The organism is Ectopseudomonas alcaliphila, from assembly GCF_900101755.1.
In the GTDB taxonomy this organism is placed as follows: domain Bacteria; phylum Pseudomonadota; class Gammaproteobacteria; order Pseudomonadales; family Pseudomonadaceae; genus Aquipseudomonas; species Aquipseudomonas alcaliphila.
Map to the genome: position 1 here is coordinate 83,368 of NZ_FNAE01000007.1, position 19,595 is coordinate 102,962.

Annotated in this window: 13 protein-coding genes; 10 read left to right on the top strand and 3 right to left on the bottom strand. The window is 64.2% G+C overall.

The features are described from left to right. The first annotated feature begins 89 nt into the window (after positions 1-89). The 5 genes from BLR77_RS19525 to BLR77_RS19545 all read left to right on the top strand — a co-directional run bounded on the left by BLR77_RS19525 (position 90) and on the right by BLR77_RS19545 (position 5,069). The gene (locus tag BLR77_RS19525) at positions 90-2,216 is read left to right on the top strand and encodes a TonB-dependent siderophore receptor (RefSeq protein ID WP_074680923.1); all 2,127 of its coding nucleotides are present in this window, start codon (positions 90-92) and stop codon (positions 2,214-2,216) included. A 72-nt stretch (positions 2,217-2,288) separates the two neighbouring features. After that, positions 2,289-2,585, top strand: coding sequence for a DUF3649 domain-containing protein (locus BLR77_RS19530; RefSeq protein ID WP_074680925.1), 297 nt, complete (start codon positions 2,289-2,291; stop codon positions 2,583-2,585). After that, positions 2,582-4,111 (top strand): PepSY-associated TM helix domain-containing protein, encoded by a 1,530-nt coding sequence (locus BLR77_RS19535; protein ID WP_074680927.1) that lies wholly within the window; start codon positions 2,582-2,584, stop codon positions 4,109-4,111. The genes BLR77_RS19530 and BLR77_RS19535 overlap by 4 nt, the downstream gene beginning before the upstream one ends. Next, positions 4,111-4,431, top strand: a complete 321-nt coding sequence (locus tag BLR77_RS19540; RefSeq protein ID WP_394328066.1) for a DUF3325 domain-containing protein — start codon at positions 4,111-4,113, stop codon at positions 4,429-4,431. Before BLR77_RS19535 ends, BLR77_RS19540 begins: the two co-directional genes overlap by 1 nt. A 143-nt stretch (positions 4,432-4,574) precedes the next feature. Next, positions 4,575-5,069, top strand: a complete 495-nt coding sequence (locus BLR77_RS19545; protein ID WP_074680929.1) for a phosphate-starvation-inducible protein PsiE — start codon at positions 4,575-4,577, stop codon at positions 5,067-5,069. Positions 5,070-5,156: 87 nt separating this feature from the next. On the opposite strand, the gene BLR77_RS19550 is transcribed toward BLR77_RS19545, so the two are convergent. Beyond that, positions 5,157-7,787, bottom strand: coding sequence for a DEAD/DEAH box helicase (locus BLR77_RS19550; RefSeq protein WP_074680931.1), 2,631 nt, complete (start codon positions 7,785-7,787; stop codon positions 5,157-5,159). Positions 7,788-7,954: 167 nt separating this feature from the next. Beyond that, the gene (locus tag BLR77_RS19555) at positions 7,955-8,827 is read right to left on the bottom strand and encodes a helix-turn-helix domain-containing protein (RefSeq protein ID WP_074680933.1); all 873 of its coding nucleotides are present in this window, start codon (positions 8,825-8,827) and stop codon (positions 7,955-7,957) included. 216 nt (positions 8,828-9,043) lie between these two features. Between BLR77_RS19555 and bglX the strand changes: the two genes are divergently transcribed. From bglX to BLR77_RS19575, 4 genes are all read left to right on the top strand, one after another. After that, positions 9,044-11,338 carry a beta-glucosidase BglX gene (bglX, locus tag BLR77_RS19560; protein ID WP_074681171.1) on the top strand — a complete coding sequence of 765 codons (2,295 nt, stop codon included), beginning with the start codon at positions 9,044-9,046 and terminating at the stop codon, positions 11,336-11,338. Positions 11,339-11,598: 260 nt separating this feature from the next. Continuing rightward, complete coding sequence (locus BLR77_RS19565) at positions 11,599-13,134, top strand: glucan biosynthesis protein G (RefSeq protein WP_074680935.1); 1,536 nt, start codon at positions 11,599-11,601, stop codon at positions 13,132-13,134. Continuing rightward, a complete protein-coding gene (gene mdoH / locus BLR77_RS19570) occupies positions 13,127-15,670 on the top strand; it encodes a glucans biosynthesis glucosyltransferase MdoH (RefSeq protein ID WP_074680937.1) in 2,544 nt (847 codons plus the stop codon). The genes BLR77_RS19565 and mdoH overlap by 8 nt, the downstream gene beginning before the upstream one ends. Positions 15,671-15,861: 191 nt before the next feature. Further along, positions 15,862-16,392: a cytochrome b gene (locus tag BLR77_RS19575; protein WP_074680939.1), complete on the top strand. Its 531-nt coding sequence runs from the start codon at positions 15,862-15,864 to the stop codon at positions 16,390-16,392. A 232-nt stretch (positions 16,393-16,624) separates the two neighbouring features. Here BLR77_RS19575 and BLR77_RS19580 read toward each other — a convergent pair whose 3' ends face one another. Then, positions 16,625-18,514, bottom strand: a complete 1,890-nt coding sequence (locus BLR77_RS19580) for a DEAD/DEAH box helicase (protein ID WP_074680941.1) — start codon at positions 18,512-18,514, stop codon at positions 16,625-16,627. Positions 18,515-18,663: 149 nt separating this feature from the next. On the opposite strand from BLR77_RS19580, the gene BLR77_RS19585 reads away from it, so the two are divergent. After that, entirely contained in the window at positions 18,664-19,566 is a 903-nt protein-coding gene (locus BLR77_RS19585) for a DMT family transporter (protein ID WP_074680943.1), read from the top strand. The last annotated feature ends 29 nt before the right edge of the window (positions 19,567-19,595 follow it).

The following is a 19,595-nucleotide window of genomic DNA, read 5'->3' on the forward strand; positions in this document are numbered from 1 at the left end:
GTCATTTTGCAATTGATATTTCAAATAAAAACAGTTCTCACTAATATGTCGCCGCCTTACACGACCTTCACATTGCCCAAGGAGTCGCAATGCCTACCTCTACTGTCCACCGTTCCCTGACCAGATCCGTCCGCCTGGCGACCCTGGGTTTGGCGCTAAGTCCGCTGATGGTAATGGCTGAAGAGGAGGCCATTGAGCTCGAGGCGCAGAGCGTTGTCGCGACCCAGCAAGTCGAGCGCGCCAACGGTCCGGTGGCCGGCTATGTCGCGAGCCGCAGTGCCACCGGCACCAAGACCGATACTCCACTGTTGGAGACGCCGCAGTCGGTTAGCGTGATTACCGCTGACCGCATCCGCGATCTGGGATCGCTGACCGTACAGGACGCGCTGCGTTACACCGCCGGTATGCGTGGAGAAACCTATGGCTTGGACAGCCGCGGCGACTGGTCGATGATTCGCGGTAGTGCGCCCAGCATCTTCCTTGACGGCTTGCAGCAGACCTTTGGCAGCTACACCAATATCCGCACCGATCCGTTCACCCTGGAGCGCATCGAGGTGCTCAAGGGACCATCCTCGATGCTCTATGGGCAGACGCCGGTCGGCGGCCTGGTCAACCTGGTGAGTAAGCGTCCGCAGGCAGAGCAGCGTACCGAGCTGCAGGCGCAGTACGGCAGTTTCGACCGCAAGCAGCTAGCAGTGGACAGTACCGGCCCGCTGAACGAGGAGGGCACGCTGCTGTACCGCGTGATAGCGGTGCAGCGTGACAGCCAGACCCAGGTCGATCACGTCAAGGACAACCGCCTGGTGCTGATGCCCTCGCTGACCTGGAAGCCTAGCGAAGATATCGAATGGACCCTGCTGGTCAACGTGCAGAAGGACGATACCGGCACCACCAGCCAGTTCCTGCCGCATCGTGGCACCGTGTTGGGCGCGCCTTACGGCGAGATCGATAGCAACACCTTCGTCAGCGAGCCGGGCTTCGATGAGTACGACAGCGAACAGGTTGCGCTGACCTCGCAGTTCTCCTGGCGTCTGGACGACACCTGGACGTTGCGGCAGAACCTGCGCTGGCAGAAGAGCAAGGTCAGCTACCAGACGATGTACGGCTGGCCGCCAGTGCTGCAGGCCGACAACCGCACTGTCAATCGGGTGTTTTCCATCTCCAAGCCAGAGGTGAAGGTCTGGGTGGCCGACCATCAGGGCGAGGCGCGTTTTGATTCCGGCCCGCTGCAGCATACCTTGTTGCTCGGCAGCGATTACCAGCACGCGGTGACCAACCGCGAACGTGCCAGCGGCGCCGCCACGCCGCTGGATCTGTACGACCCGGTGTACGGCACCTTCGACCCCTCCGGCACCCCCTTGAGCGAAGATCCGGAACAGCGGGCGGTGCAGAAGGGCCTCTACGTCCAGGACCAGATCCGTTATGAGAACTGGTTGTTGACGCTCGGCATGCGCAAGGACTGGGCCGAGAGCAAGACCCAGGGGCGCGAGGGGCAGAAGGACGACGACGTCACCGGGCGGGTCGGCCTGACCTACCTGTTCGATAACGGCCTGGCACCCTATATCAGTTACAGCGAATCGTTCCAGCCGATCATTGGCCTCAACAGTCGTACCCTCGACCCGTACAAGCCTATCGAGGGCAAGCAGTGGGAGCTGGGCGTTAAGTACCAGCCGCTGGGCAGCAATAGCCTTTTCACCGCGGCACTCTACGACCTGCGTGAACAGAACCGGCGTATGCCCGACCCGAACGACCCACTGAACACTGTGCAAAATGGTGAAACCCGTGCCCGCGGTCTTGAGCTGGAAGCGCTGGTGGAGATCAACCCGAACTGGAACCTCATCGCCACCTACAGCAAAACCGACACCGAAGTGCTCAAGGGGGCGCCCGCCGAGGAGGGCAAGCGCCTAGCCAGCGTGCCGGAGAACATGGCCTCGCTGTGGAGCCAGCATCGCTTCAGCATCGCCGGCATTACCGGTTTCAGCGCCGGTGCTGGGGTTCGCTACGTAGGTGCCAGTTGGGATGGCCTCGACCGCCTGAAGACGCCGTCCACCACTCTGTTCGATGCCATGCTCGGTTACCAGTACCAGAACTGGAATTTCACCCTCAACGCCAGCAACCTTGAAGACGAAACCTACTACACCACCTGCCTGTCCCGTGGTGACTGCTTCATCGGTAGCCGCCGTACCGTGGTGGGCACCGTGGGCTATAGCTTCTAGACCCTGCGCGCTAGGCCGGCGCCCGCCATGCGGGCGCCGCTCCGAGCCCGATCAGCGAACAACGAGCCGACCGTGAGCAAGCAACCTTCCCCTACCCCTTGTAATATCGCTTCGCGGATCCTGGCCGCCCTGTTCGGTGGCTATGCCCTGGCCTATGGGTTTACCGCGTTCTTCTCCGTCTACCTGCCGCTGGCGCGCGCTGACCGTGTGGTGTTCGCCAGCCTGTTGTGCTTTGCCGTATGGAGCGCTGCAGCGATCTATGCCTTCGCCGCACGCAGCGCCTTGCGTGCCTGGCTGCTGCTGGTTGGGCTTACAGTGTTGGCGTGCCTGGCTGCCTTCCTGCCCGCCGAATTCGGAGCGCGCCCATGAGCCTGCGGCAATCCATGGCCGGTTTGCACACCTGGGGCGGCCTGCTGCCCAGTTGGCTGTTGTTCGTCATCCTGTTCAGCGGCACCGTGGCCTGCTTCGACAAGGAACTGGAGCGCTGGATGCGCCCGGCGCTGCACCTGCCGCAGGGCGCCACGCTGAGCGCCGAGCAAGTGCGTGGCTGGCTGCAGGCCAATGTCGCGGACGAACTGCACGCCTTCTGGCTGCGTCCACCGAGCGAGCGTGCTCCGTTCTGGCAACTGGCCTGGGAGGTCGACGGCAGTGAGCGGATCGAGCGCCGCGCCTTCGCTCCGCACAGTCTGCAACCCTTGGCCGAAACCCAGGGCGGCGACTTCTTCTTCAAGCTGCACTATGAATTGCACGGCGGCATGCTCGGGCGCTATCTGGTTGGTCTGGCTGGCATGTTCATGCTGGTGGCGCTGATCTCGGGGGTGATCATTCACCGGCGCATCTTCAAGGATTTCTTCACCCTGCGCCCGGCAGCCAACGGCCAGCGCGCCTGGCTGGATGCGCACAACCTGTTCGGTGTGGCTGGCTTGCCCTTCCATATGCTGCTGGCCTACACCGGCGTGGCGATCTTCGTCGCCTCCTACATGCCGGCTGGCGTTCAGGTGGCCTACAAGAGCGATATCGCCCACTTCTTCAGCGAGGTGATGGGTGGGTATCACCGCGAGGAGCTGCATCGTCCGGCGGTTGCAGCGGTTTCCCTCGATACGCTGATCGAGCAGGCGCGAACGCACTGGCAAGGTGGCGAGCCAGGCTGGATCAGCGTGCACCACCCGGACGATGCCTCGGCGGTGGTAGAGATGCGCCGCGCTGATCGTTCGCGCATCGCCAGCCCGGCCGATACGCTGACCTTCGATGCCGGCACCGGCGAATTGCTGCACGAACAGCGGGCGCCAGCCGGCTACAGCACCTACCTGTGGTTGGCTGGCCTGCATATGGCGCAGTTCGGCGGCGCCCTGGTGCGGGCGGTCTATCTGCTACTGGGGTTGGCCGGCTGCGCCATGCTGGTGGCTGGCAGCCGGGTCTGGCTGAGCAAGCGTGCGGCCCGTGGTGGGCGGGGTATTGGTGTGGTGCGTGCGCTCAACGGTGCGGTGTACGTCGGCCTGCCGCTGGCCAGCCTGGCTCTGCTGTGGGGCAATCGCCTGCTGCCAGACAATCTGCCTGCGCGGGCCAGCTGGGAGGCCTGGCTGTTCGTCGCCAGTTGGTTGCTACTGGCAGTGTGGGCGGTGCTGCGTCGGCACAGCCCGCGCCTGCTGCGTCAGCAACTAGCCCTCGGCGCGCTGCTGGCCCTGGGTCTGCCGCTGCTGTCCGGGCTGCTGGCGCCGCAGGGCCATCTGCTGGCCAGCCTGGCACGCGGTGACTGGGCGTTGGCCGGCATCGATCTGTTCCTGTTGCTGACTGGCCTGCTCTGCGCCTTGTGCTCCTGGCGTCTGGATGTGTCGTCGGCGGTGCAGGTCAGGCCGATGCAGGGGGCGCCAGAGCCGGCCGGGGAGGTACGCTGATGCTGCTCGCTTTCGCCTTGGCCTATCTCGGCATGCTCGCCCTGTGCCTGGCCATGTCGCGTCATCACAAAGCATTGCTCGGCGACGAGCCGGGGCGTTCGCGCCAGCGCGCTCTGCGCCTGGCTGCAGCGCTTTGCTTCGTACTTGCCCTGGGGTTGTGCAGCCTGAGCCTGGGTGGCGAGATCGGCGCGGTGCTGTGGCTGTGCCAACTGATGCTCGCTGCACTGCTGCTGGTCGCCGTGCTGGCCTGGCGCCTGCGCTGGGCTTTGCCGGTCGCCGCACCGCTGCTGGCGAGCGGGATGCTCAGTTGGTGGCTCTGAAAGGCCTGCGGCAATCCGCGCCTGTGTCTTTGCGTCACATCCCTGCATCATCCTGAAGCTGGTGTTTTTCCTGCATGATCGCTGGGGACGGGCCTCCATTTCGGATGTCCGGGCCGTTATGCAGGGCTTTGGGGAGTGACACGATGAATTGGGCGGAACGTCTGCGTACGGGCATGCATGGTCTGGCGGAATCCTTGGGTAATCTGCTGATGGAGGCCTTCCATTACCTGGCGCTGTTCGCCATCGGGGCGATCACTGCATGGGCGGGGGTGATGACCTTCATCGGCATGCTGGAGAAGGGCCATATCACGGTCGATGACATTCTGTTGCTGTTCATCTACCTGGAATTGGCGGCGATGGTGGGGATCTACTTCAAGACCAACCATATGCCGATTCGCTTCATGATCTATGTGGCGATCACCGCGCTGACCCGTTTGCTGATTTCCGACATTTCCCACACGCACAAGCCGAGCTGGGGTGTGGTGATGGTGTCCGGGGCGATCCTGCTGCTGGCTCTGGCGATTCTGGTGGTGCGCTATGCGTCGTCGCGCTTTCCCGCCGTGGCCGCTCCGCACCCTCGTAGCAAGGCACGTAACCGCGAGGATGCCGAGGCCGAGCGCGACGATGCGTCTGATTGAGGCATAGGGGGGATGGCGCTTTATTCATCCACCACTGTGGCGTGATGGTGGATCGATGAAGCGTGATCCACCTTACGAGGCGAGGCGTCAATCGAGCGGCGCGAACAGCGCCGCCAGGTCCTCTTCATCCAGTCGCCACTGGCCCTGGCTGCCGCCGTCGAGTACGCCCTTGGCCAGGCTGGCCTTGGCCTGCTGCAGCTGCTGGATCTTCTCTTCGACGCTGCCACGGGCGATCAGCTTGTAGACGAACACCGGCTTGTCCTGGCCGATGCGGTAGGCGCGGTCGCTGGCCTGGGCTTCGGCAGCCGGATTCCACCAGGGATCGAAGTGGATCACGGTATCGGCGGCGGTCAGGTTGAGGCCGCTGCCGCCGGCCTTGAGGCTGATCAGAAATACCGGAAACTCCCCCGCCTGGAAGCGTTGTACCGGCGTGCGTCGGTCCTGGGTGCTGCCGGTCAGCTTGGCGTAGGTGATCTTGCGTGTCTGCAGTTCTGCTTCGATCAGCGCCAGCATCGAGGTGAACTGGGAAAACAGCAGCACGCGACGGCCTTCGTCGACCAGCTCCTGGAGCATGTCCAGCAGGGCGCTGAGTTTGCCCGAGTCGGCGGCCGTCAGTTCGCTGCCGGCCTCGCCGAGCAGGCGCAGGTCGCAGCAGCTCTGGCGCAGGCGCAGCAGCGCCTCGAGGATGACGATATGGCTGCGCGCCAGGCCCTGGCGGGTGATTTCCTCGCGCACCTTCTGGTCCATGGCCAGGCGCAGGGTTTCGTAGCGGTCGCGCTGCAGCTGGGTCAGCTCGACCCATTGGGTGATCTCGGTCTTCGGCGGCAGCTCGCTGGCCACCTGCTCCTTGGTGCGGCGCAGCAGGAACGGGCGGATGCGCCCATTCAGGTGGTTCAGGCGCTGGGCGTCGCCACGTTTCTCGATGGGCGTGCGGTAGTCGCGGGTGAAGGCCTTGGCGTCGCCGAGCCAGCCGGGCATGAGGAAGTGAAACAGCGACCAGAGTTCGCCCAGGTGGTTTTCCAGCGGCGTGCCGGTCAGGCACAGGCGCAGCTCGGCCTGCACTTGAGCGGCGGCGGTGGCCGCCTTGCTGCGCGGATTCTTGATGTTCTGCGCTTCGTCGAGAATCAGCAGGCGATAGCGCTGCTGGTTCAGCGCCTTGAGGTCGCGTGGCAGCAGGGCGTAGGTGGTGAGGATCAGATCGTGCTCGGCGATCTCCTCGAACAGTGCCTTGCGCTTGTTGCCATGCAGTGCCAGCACGCGCAGCTGCGGGGTGAAGCGTGCCGCCTCGTCCTGCCAGTTGGGAATCAGGCTGGTGGGCATGACGATCAGCGCGGGCTTGTCGAGGCGGCCCGCTTGTTTCTCGCAGAGGATATGCGCCAGGGTCTGCAGGGTCTTGCCCAGGCCCATGTCGTCGGCCAGCACACCACCGACGCGCAGTTCGCCCAGGGTCTGCATCCAGTTCAGGCCCTGCAGTTGATAGCTGCGCAGTTCGGCCTGCAAGCCCTCGGGTGGCGAGACTTCACGCACGGCCAGACTCTGCAGGCGCTGGGCGAAACCGCGCAGTTCGTCGCCGCCTTGCCAGCTCAGTTCAGGGCCATGCGCCAGTTCGGCCAGGCGCGCGGCATCGGCGCGGCCCAGGCGCAGCGGCAGATGATCGTCGCCGGGGGCGCGAAAATACAACTCGCCCAGCGTGGCCAGCAGTGGTTTCAATCGGGCGAAGGGCAGGGCGATGCGCTTGCCGCCCTGCGGCAGGCTGACCAGCAGGCGATCCTCGTCGGCGCGCTGGGCCAGTACCTCGGGCGCTAGCAGCCAGGGCGTGCGGCGAATGGCCTGGAGCAGGATCGGCAGCAGGCTAAGGCGCTGACCTTCGACTTCGATGCCCAGCTCCAGATCGAACCAGTTCTGCTGCGGATCTTCCTCGACCTCCGCGTACCAGTCGTCGACCTCGGCGAGGTTGTACTGGAAGTCCGGGCGCATGTGGATCTGCCAGCCCTCGGCGCGTAGTTGCGGTAGTTGCTGCTGGACGAAGTCCAGCCAGTCACGCTCGCGCTCCAGCTCGAACGGCTCGCCTGCTTCGGCCGGCAGCGCCTCGCTCTGGCGCAGGGCTACCTGCAGGCCGAGGCCCTCCAGGCGTTTGCGCAGGCTGGCTTCGGCTGCGCCGTCACGGATCAGGCGCAGGTTGGTATCTGCATCCAGGCGCTTGACCATATCCTTGGCCGGCTTGCCGAAAACCTTGTGTCCGGCGTAATCGAAGGCCAGCGCGGCGCGGTGCTGGGTCTGTTCCTGCATGCGCCCCTTGCGTGCGTCGAAGTGCACGCGCACCTGGCTGCCCAGGCTGAGGATAGCGGTGGGGGCGATGCCTTCGAGGCGCGTTTCCGCCAGCTCCTTGTTCGGCACGATTATGTCCGACAGGTCGCTGCCGGCGCGCTGTTGCGCTTCCAGGGTGAGCAGGGCGGCGACCACGTGCTTGCAGTTGAAGCCGACCGGGCAGTTACAGTGGCCGGTGACGCTCCATTTGCGCCCATAAGGATGCAGGGTGATGCGCTGCTGGTAGGTCTGCCCGCCGGAGCCACGGCAGTTGGCGAGCAGGCTGTGGTCCTTGAGGCTGAGCAGTTTGCTGCGCTTTTCTTCGGCGTAGGCAATGCCACGGCGCAGGTCGCCAGCGCCGAACTCGGAACGCCAGTCTTCCTGGCGTAACTGGTGAATATCCAGAGGCATCAACGAAGCCCCATGGGAAAACGTAATGGGCGCATGACTGGGCCGTGGCAATGCAAAGCCGCAGATTTTCGCATAGCCGCGTGACGATTAGCAGGCGTGGCGGCGAGATTGCCGACGAGTAGAGCGGGCGTAACCCGCCGAGGGGAGGAGGGCGGTTTGCTGCCACCCTAGAGGAATGCGGCGCGGTACTGTCCCGGTGTGGCGTCCAGTGTCTGGCGAAAGCGGTTGCTGAAATGGCTGGCGCTGGCGAAACCGCAGGCCAGCGCCACCTCGCTCAGCGAGGGTTGCGGCTGACGCAGCAATTCGCAGGCGCGAGCCAGGCGTCGGGCCAGCACGTAGCGGTGCGGTGGCAGGCCGAAGCTGCTCTGGAACATGCGTGCGAAGTGGTATTCCGACAGGGCGCAGAGCGAGGCCAACTGGCTCAGCGGCAGTGGCATATCCAGATGCTGCTCGATGAACTCGCGCACACGTCTGCGTTGCAGCGGTGCCAGGCCACCCTTGAGGCGCAGGCCCTGGCGCAGGCCAACCTGGTTGAGCAACGCATGGTCGAGCAACTGGTGCGCCAGGCTGCTGGCCAGCAGGCGTTCGCCCGGCTCCTGCCAGTCGAGGGTGCACAGCTGACGAAAGCGTGCGGACTGTTCGGCGTCCTCGAGAAAGGTCGCTTCTTCCAGTTGCAGGCTGCGCGGTTCGCGATCGAGCAGGGCGACCGCGCCGAGGGCGAACTGCTCCTGCTCTATATAGAGGTGGGCAAGCTGAATCTCGCCGTTGATGATCCAGGCCGACTGATGCTCGGCCGGCAGGATGCACAGTTTGTCCGGCGCGCCCTTGTTGCCGGGCTGCTCGCGGCGAAAGGTGCCCGTGCCGCCACTGAGGTAGCACGATAGCGTGTGATGGCTGGGGGCAAGGTAGTCGCGCGCATCATGGGCGTTGCTCCAGCGTGCCACGGCCATGCCGTTGCCCAGCTCGGCCATGGCGTGCAGCCGCGCATTGGGCGAGCGGCTCATGCTCTGGAATACCTGCAGATGTTCGAATTGCGCCATCACCTTCTCCCGAATGCGGCCATGCTACGCCTGCCGGTATGCAAAACCAGAGGTGAAGAAAAAAATGCGCAAGTTTGTGCAAGTCCGGGGTCGTAATATCTGGAGCGCATTTGACTGGTACCTGGTTTATTTGCGCCGACCTGCGGCGCGGCGCGAGGACTCGGAGTATCGTGGCGGCCATTCCAACAATGATTCGCATCCCGGATGCCGCTCTCGATGAAATACCTGCGCCAGTTCGCTCTTGCCTCTGCCCTGATCCTCCCCAACCTGCTGGTTGCCGCGCCTTCGATCGATGACAAATCGGCCTTTATCGCCGATCTGGTAGGTCGTATGACCCTCGAGGAAAAGGTCGGCCAACTGCGCCTGATCAGCATTGGCGGCGACATGCCGCGTGAGCGCATCCGCGAAGAGATGGCTGCGGGTCGCATCGGCGCCACCTTCAACTCGGTGGTGCGTCCGGAGAATCGCCCGATGCAGGAGGCTGCGTTGCGCAGCCGCCTGGGTATCCCGGTGTTCTTCGCCTATGACGTCATCCATGGCCATCGCACCACCTTTCCCATCGGTCTGGGGCTGGCCTCGAGCTGGGACATTGCGGCCATCGAGAACAGTGCGCGGGTCGCGGCCTTCGAAGCCAGCGCCGATGGCCTGGACATGACCTTCGCGCCGACCGTCGACATCTCCCGCGATCCGCGTTGGGGGCGCACGTCTGAAGGTTTCGGCGAGGACCCGTACCTGGTTTCGCGCATCGCCGCAGCGATGGTGCGCGGTTACCAGGGTGAGGATCCCAGCGACCCGCAGCGGATCATGGCCAGCGTCAAGCACTTCGCCCTGTACGGCGCGGTGGAGGGTGGCCGTGACTACAACGTGGTCGACATGAGCCCGATGCGCATGTACCAGGATTACCTGCCGCCTTATCGCGCCGCCATCGATGCTGGCGCCGGCGGGGTGATGGTGGCGCTGAACGCCATCAATGGCGTCCCAGCTTCGGCCAACACCTGGCTGCTGCGTGATCTGCTGCGCCGCGAATGGGGCTTCAAGGGCGTGGCGCTCAGCGACCATGGCGCGATCACCGAACTGCTGCGCCATGGTGTGGCCGCCGATGGCCGCGAGGCTGCACGACTGGCGGTCACGGCCGGTGTCGGCATGAGCATGGCCGACACGCTTTATGATCAGGAGCTGCCGGCTTTGGTGCGCAGCGGTGCGGTAGCGCAGGGCGTGCTGGATGAAGCTGTCACCCATGTGCTGAACACCAAGTACGACCTCGGCCTGTTCCACGACCCGTTTCGCCGCATCGGCCGCGCCGAGGACGATCCGGCCGACGTCAATGCCGAAAGCCGCCTGCACCGCGCCGATGCGCGGGCCATGGCGCGCGACTCCCTGGTGCTGCTGGAAAACCATGGCGACACCCTGCCGCTGAGCAAGAACACCACCGTCGCGCTGATCGGCCCGCTGGCCGACTCGCCGGTGGACATGCTCGGCAGCTGGTCGGCGGTCGGTGTGGCCGAGCAGGCGGTGACGCTGCGCAAGGGTATAGAGGCGGCGCTGAAAGGCCAGGGCAAGCTGCTCTACGCCCTGGGTGCCAACGTCACCGACGATGCCCACGTGATCAATTATCTGAACCAGCTAAATTGGGATCGTCCGGAAGTGGTGCTGGACAAGCGCACGCCGCAGGCCATGCTCGAGGAGGCCGTGCGTGTCGCCGCTCAGGCCGACGTCATCGTCGCCGCGGTGGGCGAAGCGCGCGGCATGTCCCATGAGTCGTCCAGCCGTACCCGCCTGGACCTGCCGGACAGCCAGCAGGCTCTGTTGCGCGCGCTCAAGGCCACCGGCAAGCCGCTGGTGCTGGTGCTGATGAACGGCCGCCCGCTGGCGCTCGGCTGGGAGAAGGCAAACGCCGATGCGATGCTGGAAACCTGGTACAGCGGCATCGAGGGCGGCAATGCCATCGCCGATGTGCTGTTCGGCGAGCACAACCCCTCCGGCAAGTTGCCGATCACCTTCCCGCGTTCGGTCGGGCAGATACCCACCTACTACAACCACCTGCGTCTGGGGCGTCCGTACACACCTGGCACGCCGGGCAACTACACCTCGCAGTATTTCGAGGAGCCCACCGGCCCGCTCTATCCGTTCGGCTATGGTCTGAGCTACAGCGACTTCCAGCTTTCGGCACCGAAGCTGTCTGCCGAGCGCATGACCCCGGGCGACAAGATTCGCGTCAGCGTCACATTGAAGAACGCCGGGCCAAGGGCTGGCGCGACCGTGGTGCAGCTGTATCTGCACGACGAGGCCGCTTCGGTGATCCGTCCGGTGAAGGAACTCAAGGATTTTCGCAGGGTCAAGCTTGAAGCAGGTGAGGCGCGCGAGCTGAGTTTCGTGATCGACGAAACCATGCTGCGTTTCTACAACGCCAGCCTGCAGTATGTCAGCGAGCCAGGTGCCTTCCGTGTCCAGTTGGGACTGGATTCGGAGAGCGTGCAGGAGGCGCGTTTCGAATTGTCGCCGCGCCAGTGATGGCGTGGCCCAAGGAGGCGAAAAATATACTCGCGCGAGCACCTGTGCCGGACTTCACGATCTGGTAATAATGCGCAGAAAGAATCCGCGCATGCGGAGACGTCACCGCTCGGTTGGCTGTCTGCATTGTGCTCGCGTTGTCTTTGCACCATTCGCCTGATTTCAACTCCCTGCAGCGGCCGCCCCTGGGCTGGCTGCTGCCTGTCAGTACGTGTTGCCCTGGAGGCTGTGTGTCGATGAGTCGTTGTTCTGGAGCCCGTATGGGCAAGGCCGGCAAGCTGGCCCTCTGTGTGCTCCCTCTGCTGTTCGCTGCCCATAGCTGGGCCTTCGATCTGGATGATGTGGCGGTCAAGGCCAAGGCGCTTGCCGCCGAAGGCTACAGCGCCCCGCAAAGCCGCTTGCCCGATTCGCTGCGTGAGCTGCCGTTCGCCGGTTACCAGAAGGTTCGCTTCCTTGAAGAGAAAGCGCATTGGCGCGACGGCAAGACGCCGTTCCAGCTGTATTTCTTCCATCAAGGCATGCACTTCGACGTACCGGTGAAGATCAACGAAGTGACTGCCGAGGGCACCCACGAGATCAAGTACGACCCGTCGATGTTCGATTTCGCCGATCTCGAGCTGGATCCCAAAGACCTCAAGGATCTCGGCTTCGCTGGCTTCAAGGTCATTCACGAGCTCAACGCCGAAGGCCGTCATGACGAAGTGATGAGCGTGCTCGGTGCCAGCTACTTCCGCATCGTCGGCAAGGGCCAGGTGTTCGGCCTCTCCGCGCGCGGCCTGGCCATCGACACCGCGCTGCCGTCCGGCGAGGAATTCCCGCGTTTCACCGAGTTCTGGATCGAGAAGCCGCAACCGGATCGCCGTAGCCTGGTGATCTACGCGCTGCTCGACTCGCCGCGCGCCACCGGCGCTTACCGCATGGAAATCAAGCCGGGCCGCGACAGCGTGCTCGATGTGCAGTCGAAGGTTTACCTGCGCGAGAACGTCGAGAAGCTCGGTATCGCGCCGCTGACCAGCATGTACCTGTTCGGCGCCAATCAGCCCTGGCCGCGCCCGAACTACCGCCCGCAGCTGCATGACTCCGACGGCCTGGCCATTCACGCTGGCAATGGCGAATGGATCTGGCGTCCGCTGAACAACCCGCAACGTCTCAACGTCAGCAGCTATCGCATCGACAATCCACGTGGGTTCGGTTTGATGCAGCGCGGTCGCGATTTCAACCAGTATCAGGATCTCGACGACCGCTACGAGCTGCGCCCGAGCGGTTGGGTGGAAACCGTCGGTGACTGGGGCGCCGGTCATGTCGAACTGGTGGAGATTCCCACGCCGGACGAAACCAACGACAACATCGTCGCCCTGTGGCGCCCTGAGAAGCTGCCGGCACCGGGAGAGCCGCTGGATGTCGCCTATCGCCTACACTTCAGCCGTGACGACGCCAAGCTGCACGATCCGCAACTGGCCATGGTCAGCCAGACCCGTCTGTCCGAGGGCGATATCAAGCAAGCCAACCTGATTCGTCAGGCCGATGGCAGCACCGCGCTGGTGATCGATTTCGTTGGCGAGGAGTTGGCCAAACGCTCGCCTGATGCCGCGCCAACCGCGCAAGTCAGCGTCGATGGTAACGCTGAGCTGCTCGAAGAAAGCGTGCGCTACAACCCGGTGAGCAAGGGCTGGCGCCTGATGCTGCGCATCAAGGTCAAGGATCAGGCGCATCCGGTGGAGATGCGCGCCGCCCTGGTCGAGGACGGCAAACCGTTGTCGGAAACCTGGAGCTATCAGCTGCCTTCCCATGAATAACACCCTAGACGCTACACAGATCCAGGATTATCTGGGTGAACTGCCGCTCGATCATGAGCGGCAGCAAGCTTTGGCTCATCGTCTGGAACAGGAGGGCGGAGATCTCGCAACCTTGCACCGTGCCCTGCAGGAACAGCAGGATCGTGTTGCGGCCGAGCCCCTGGAAGAAACCCGCGAACTGCTCGATTCGGTGCCTGCTCGGCTGGCGCTGGGCTGGCCGGATGCGCTCGAGCGCGGCTGCCGCATGGTGCAGGATCACCAGGGCCGTCCGACCATCGACTCGACGCCACCGATCAAGCGCACGCGCATGGTGCCGGAGCCGTGGCAGACCAACATCCTGGATCGCGGCTGGCGCCGGCTGAAGGGCGAGAAACCCGCGCCGCGGCCGCGCACGCGTGAGAGCGAAGACTTCGCCGAAGAGCGTTGGCGGCATGTCGCGGCGGTGCGCCGAACCGCGCTGCTGGTGCTGATGATCACGCAGACCGTGGTCGCCACCTGGTACATGAAGTCGGTGCTGCCTTATCAGGGCTGGTCGCTGGTCGATCTGGGCCTGGTGTTCGACCAGCCGTGGCAGGAGTCGGCGCGGCAGATCCTGCCTTACGTGGTGCAGACCAGCATCCTGGCGCTGTTCGCCCTGCTGTTCTGCTGGGTGTCGATGGGCTTCTGGACCGCGCTGATGGGCTTCTTCCAGCTGCTCAAGGGGCGTGATCGCTACAGCATTTCGGCCAGCAGCTGCGGCGATGAGCCGATTTCCCCCAGGGCACGCACCGCGTTGGTCATGCCGATCGCCAACGAGCACGTGCCACGGGTGTTCGCCGGCCTGCGTGCGACCTTCGAGTCGCTCAAGGCTACCGGGCAACTCGAGCACTTCGATTTCTTCGTCCTCAGTGACAGCAACGATCCGGATATCTGCGTGGCCGAGCAGCAGGCCTGGATGGAGCTGTGCCGTGAGGTGGAAGGCTTCGGCCATATCTTCTACCGCCGTCGTCGGCGTCGGGTGAAGCGCAAGAGCGGCAACATCGACGACTTCTGCCGGCGCTGGGGCAGCAACTACCGCTACATGGTGGTGCTCGATGCCGACAGTGTGATGAGCGGTGAATGCCTGACTCGTCTGGTACGGCTGATGGAGGCCAACCCGGGTGCCGGCATCATCCAGACTGCGCCCAAGGCCTCGGGCATGGACACCCTGTACGCGCGCCTGCAACAGTTCGCCACCAGCGTCTACGGGCCGCTGTTCACCGCGGGGCTCAACTTCTGGCAGCTGGGTGAGTCGCACTACTGGGGGCACAACGCGATCATCCGGGTCAAACCCTTCATCGAGCACTGCGCCCTGGCGCCTTTGCCGGGCACCGGTTCCTTCGCTGGCGCGATTCTCTCTCACGATTTCGTCGAAGCCGCGTTGATGCGCCGCGCCGGCTGGGGTGTGTGGATCGCCTACGACCTGCCGGGCAGCTATGAAGAGTTGCCGCCGAACCTGCTCGACGAGCTCAAGCGCGACCGCCGCTGGTGCCACGGCAACCTGATGAACTTCCGCCTGTTCCTGGTGCGCGGTATGCACGCGGTGCATCGCGTGGTGTTCCTCACCGGCGTCATGTCCTACCTTTCAGCGCCGTTATGGCTGCTGTTCCTGGTGCTCTCGACCTGCCTGCTGGCGATCCACACGCTGATGGTGCCGGAGTACTTCCTGCAGCCCAACCAGCTCTATCCCCTGTGGCCTCGCTGGCAACCGCACGAGGCCATCGCCCTGTTCTCGGCCACCATGACTCTGCTGTTCCTGCCCAAGCTGCTCAGCGTGCTGCTGATCTGGATCAAGGGCGCCGAGGCCTACGGTGGTCGCACGCGGGTGCTGTTGTCGATGCTGCTGGAGGCGTCCTGCTCGGTGCTGCTCGCTCCGGTGCGCATGCTGTTCCACAGCCTGTTCGTCACCGCCGCCTTCCTCGGTTGGTCGGTGCAGTGGAACTCGCCGCAGCGGGTGGATGATTCGACGCCCTGGAGTGAGGCTTTCCGCCGTCACGGCACCCAGGTAATGATCGGTATCGGCTGGACGGCGCTGGTGGCCTGGCTCAACCCGGACTTTCTCTGGTGGCTGGCGCCGATCGTGGTGTCGCTGGTGCTTTCGCCGGTGGTGTCGGTGTTGACCAGCCGCACGGCGCCGGGCCTGGCAGCACGGCGCAGCAAGCTGTTCCTGATCCCGGAGGAGCACAAGGTGCCGGTGGAGCTGAGCAACACTTCCGAGTACGAGCAACTGAACAGCGCGCGGGCGCTGCGCAACGGGTTCCTGCGCGCAGTGGTCGACCCGCTGTACAACGCCCTGGTCTGCGCCATGGCCCGCGCCCGCCACGCCAAGGTGGTGCCGGCTGCCGAAGCGCTGCGCGACGAGCGTATCGAGGAAATCCTCAACGCCGGGCCGCAAGGCAAGGTCGAGGCGACCCGCTGGCGTCTGCTCAACGACCCTGACGGCATGGCGCGCTTGCATGCGCGCATCTGGCAGGAGCCGCAACACCACGCCTGGCGCGAAGCGCTGCGCGACGCCTGATCATCCGCCACGCCCCTGCTTGCCGGGGGCGTGGCGTGATGCCTTTCTGACATACCCGCTAACATCTGCAACTGCACCCGAGCCCAGGCGCACGGCACCATTGTGTCTGGATCAGGTCTTTGCACGGACTGCAGCGTTTGCCTGCCCGACCTGAACACCGTTTTCGTTGATGACATTGGAGAGAAACCACGATGTCGAATCTGCATGATTCCGCGCAGCGCTATGGCGCCGTTACACGCTTGCTGCACTGGGGCATGGCCGTTTTGCTGGTGTGGCAGTTCGTCACCGTTCTTGCCCACGCGCTGCTGGAAGACAGCGCACTGGACAAGTTCGCCTGGGGTACGCACAAGGCGACGGGCCTGGTGTTGATGGCGCTGGTGGTGATCCGCCTGCTCTGGGCGTTGTACAACCGTAACCGCCGTCCCGCTGCAGTCAGCACCCTGGCGCGCCTTGGTCACCTGGCCCTGTATGGGCTGATGTTCGTGATTCCCTTTATCGCGCTGCTGCGTCAGTACGGTTCTGGCCGTGAGTTCGTGGCGTTCGGCATGACAGTCATGCCGGGGTTCGACGGCAAGATCGAGTGGATGATCGCCCCGGCCAGCCTGCTGCACGGCAATCTGGGCTGGCTGCTGTTGTTCATGGTCATCGGCCACGCGGCCATGGCTTTCGTTCATCGCCGCCAGGGCGGCGAGGACGTGCTGGCGCGGATGATTGGCCGTTGAATCGAGCGGCTATGGCGAATGTCTTACACGCGGTGGCGGCAACCGCCACTGTTGCCAGCGCGGGTTGACCTCTAATCTACACACATCCCCTGCAGCGACGGATCGCTGAGGATCAAGGAAGATGACCAGGCCAAGATGGCTACCGACAGGATGTCGGATGGTTGGGAAGAAACCCGCTTAGGCGGGTTTTTTGTTGCCTGCGAAAAACACTACCCCCGGTTCATCTGACGCTCTAGCGGGCCAGGCACTGCGTCGCCCCCTGCGCCTTGCGCGTGTACCACAGCACGCGGCTGACGCCGCGGGTGATGGCCACGTAGGCCAGGCGCCGGGCTTCGTCCTGCATGGCCTGGTCGTAGCTGCCGCTGAAGAAGCCACTGTGGGCATAGAGCGCATTGCGCAGCGGGTGCTTCTCCACCGGCAGGCAGTCGTCGAGGATGATCGCTACTTCGGCCTGCAGGCCCTTGGCGCGGTGGATGGTCATGGCTCTGACCGGTAGCGCCTTGTCCAACTGCGCGCGCACCTGTTGCAGCGGCTCGTTGCGCCGGCTGAGCAGCAGCACGGCGGTGCGATCCGCGTTGGGGCGCTCGCTGACATGCTGGCACTGCGCGGAGATTTCCTTGAGCAGAGCCGCCAGGCCGCTGGCCAGGTCGAAGCGCTGGATCAGCTTGACGCCGTGGTCACCCGGTTGCATTGCCTTGGCCGCGACGCAGGTCTTGGCCTGCTTGTTCTGCACTTCGGCCAGCACCTTCTCACCATCGCGGATCACCGGCTCGATGCTGCGGTAGTTGGTGCCCAGCAGCAAGGTGGTGCTCTTGCCGCGGCCACGGCTGGGAAAGTGCCGGTCGAAATCGATGAACAGCTCCGGCGAGCTGCCGCGCCAACCGTAGATCGACTGCCAGTCATCGCCGATGGCCATCAGGCTGATGCGCTCGCCTGCGCCGTGCAGCCGACGATGCATGGCCTGCAGCCATTGCACGATCTGCGGCGAGATGTCCTGGAATTCGTCGATCAGCAGGTGGCTCAGTGCAAGCAGGGCGGGGCCGGGCTTGCCAGCCTCGGTCCCTTGCAGGCCGTCGCTCAGTTGCGCGAAGGCACCGTTGAAGCTGATCAGCCCCTGGCTCTTTAGCAGAGCGGTGAAGTGCTGGTGGAAACGCTGCATGGCCTCGATGAAGTCGCGCTCGCGCGCAGCGCAATCCAGGGCTTTCACCTCCAGACGGTCGAGACGAATCCCCAGGCTCTCGGCGAAGTCGATCTGCCCGTGCAGCAGCTCGAACAGGGGCAGGGCGGCGAATTCGCCAGGCAACTTGCAGGCATCCAGTGGCGCCTTGGCTTTGCCCTTTGGCGGTTCTTCGGGAGCGGGCAGTTTGAGCAGGCGATGGCTCAGGGCGCGAAAGCGCGAGTCCTCGGCGTAGGCGTTCTGGTAGGCCTGCTTGAGCAGGCGCTGCTGTGCGGGGCGCAGGCGCCCGCCAGTGAGCGGGTTGTCCGGCTCGTCGCCGGGTTCGTCGAGTTGCTCGAACCAGCGCGGGTTGCCCAGGCTTTCCTTGGCCAGCGTGGCCATGGCCGCGTGGAAGGTACGCACGCACTGGCGTGCATCGTGCGGGTAGTGCCAGAAGTCGAGCAGACGTTGCAGGCGCTCGCGCAACTCGCTGCAGGAGGCGTTGGTGAAGGAAATCACCGTCAGGCGCTTGGGGTCGACCTCCAGGTGGCAGAGCAGGAACACCACGCGCAGTACCAACGTGCTCGACTTGCCTGAGCCAGCGCCGGCGAAGATGCGCGCCAGCGGCGCACGGCAGAGGATCATCGCCCATTGTTCGTCCGACGGTGCGCCGATCAGCCTGGCGTTCACCGCCTGCGCCACCCGTTCGCGCATGGCTTTTACCTGGGCGTCTTCGACCTTCAGCCGGGTGCCGGGGTAGATGCCGGCAGGGCCGGGTTTACCGCTGCCAGCCTTGCTACTGGCGGTTTTCTTGTTGCCGGTGGATTTCTTCTTGCTCTGCTTGCGGACGGGCTTGCGTGGCTGCGCCGCCTCGCGCTCGGCGCGCAGGTAGGCGGTGGTGTGGGGGAAGTAGCGGGCGAGGGCGCTGGACAGCAAGTGTTTGTAGCGCGCGACGGCAGAAAGCATGTGCTGAGGATGACCTGATTGGCAAAGCCGGCATGATAAAGCCTGGGGCGCGATGGCAGGCAACGATGGCGCTCTGATAAATGCGCAACTTTGTGCAAGCGCCTGAGGCTCGCCGGTTCCAGACTGTGATCAGTCTTGGAGAACCTTCGATGAACCTCTCGCTTTACCTGCTTACCGTACTGATCTGGGGCACCACCTGGATCGCCATCAAGTTTCAGATGGGCGAGGTGGCTGTCGCCGCCTCCATTGCTTATCGCTTTGCCCTGGCCTCGGCGGTGCTGTTCGCCATGCTCTGGTTCAGCGGTCGCCTGCAGCCGCTGGATCGCCGGGGTCAGGGCATCTGCCTGGTGCAGGGGCTGTGCCTGTTCTGCCTCAACTTCCTGTGCTTCTACACCGCCAGCCAGTGGATACCCAGCGGCCTGATCGCGGTGATCTTCTCCACCGCCACCCTGTGGAATGCGATCAATGCGCGGCTTTTGTTCAAGCAACGCATCGCGCCCAACGTGCTGCTCGGCGGTGGGCTGGGGCTCAGCGGCCTGGGGCTGCTGTTCTGGCCAGAGCTGGCCGGTCATGAAGCCAGCCGTGAAAGCCTGCTGGGCATTGGCCTGGCGCTGCTCGGCACGCTGTTCTTCTCGGCCGGCAATATGCTTTCCAGCCTGCAGCAGAAGGCCGGGCTCAAGCCGCTGACCACCAATGCCTGGGGCATGCTCTATGGTGCGTTGATGCTGGTGATGATATGCCTGGTCAGCGGTACGCCGTTCGCCTTCGAGTGGAACGCGCGCTACGTCGGCTCGTTGCTGTACCTGGCGATTCCCGGCTCGGTGATCGGTTTTACTGCCTACCTGACCCTGGTCGGGCGCATGGGACCGGAGCGCGCGGCCTATTGCACCGTGCTGTTCCCGGTGGTGGCGCTGAATATTTCGGTGTTCGTCGAAGGCTACCAGTGGACGGCACCAGCCCTGTTCGGGCTGGTGCTGGTGATGCTTGGCAACGTGCTGGTGTTTCGCAAGCCGCGGGCGGTAGTACCCGCCGCTGAACTGGTGAGACGTTAAGTTGTTATTTAGTAATCGTTATTATTTAC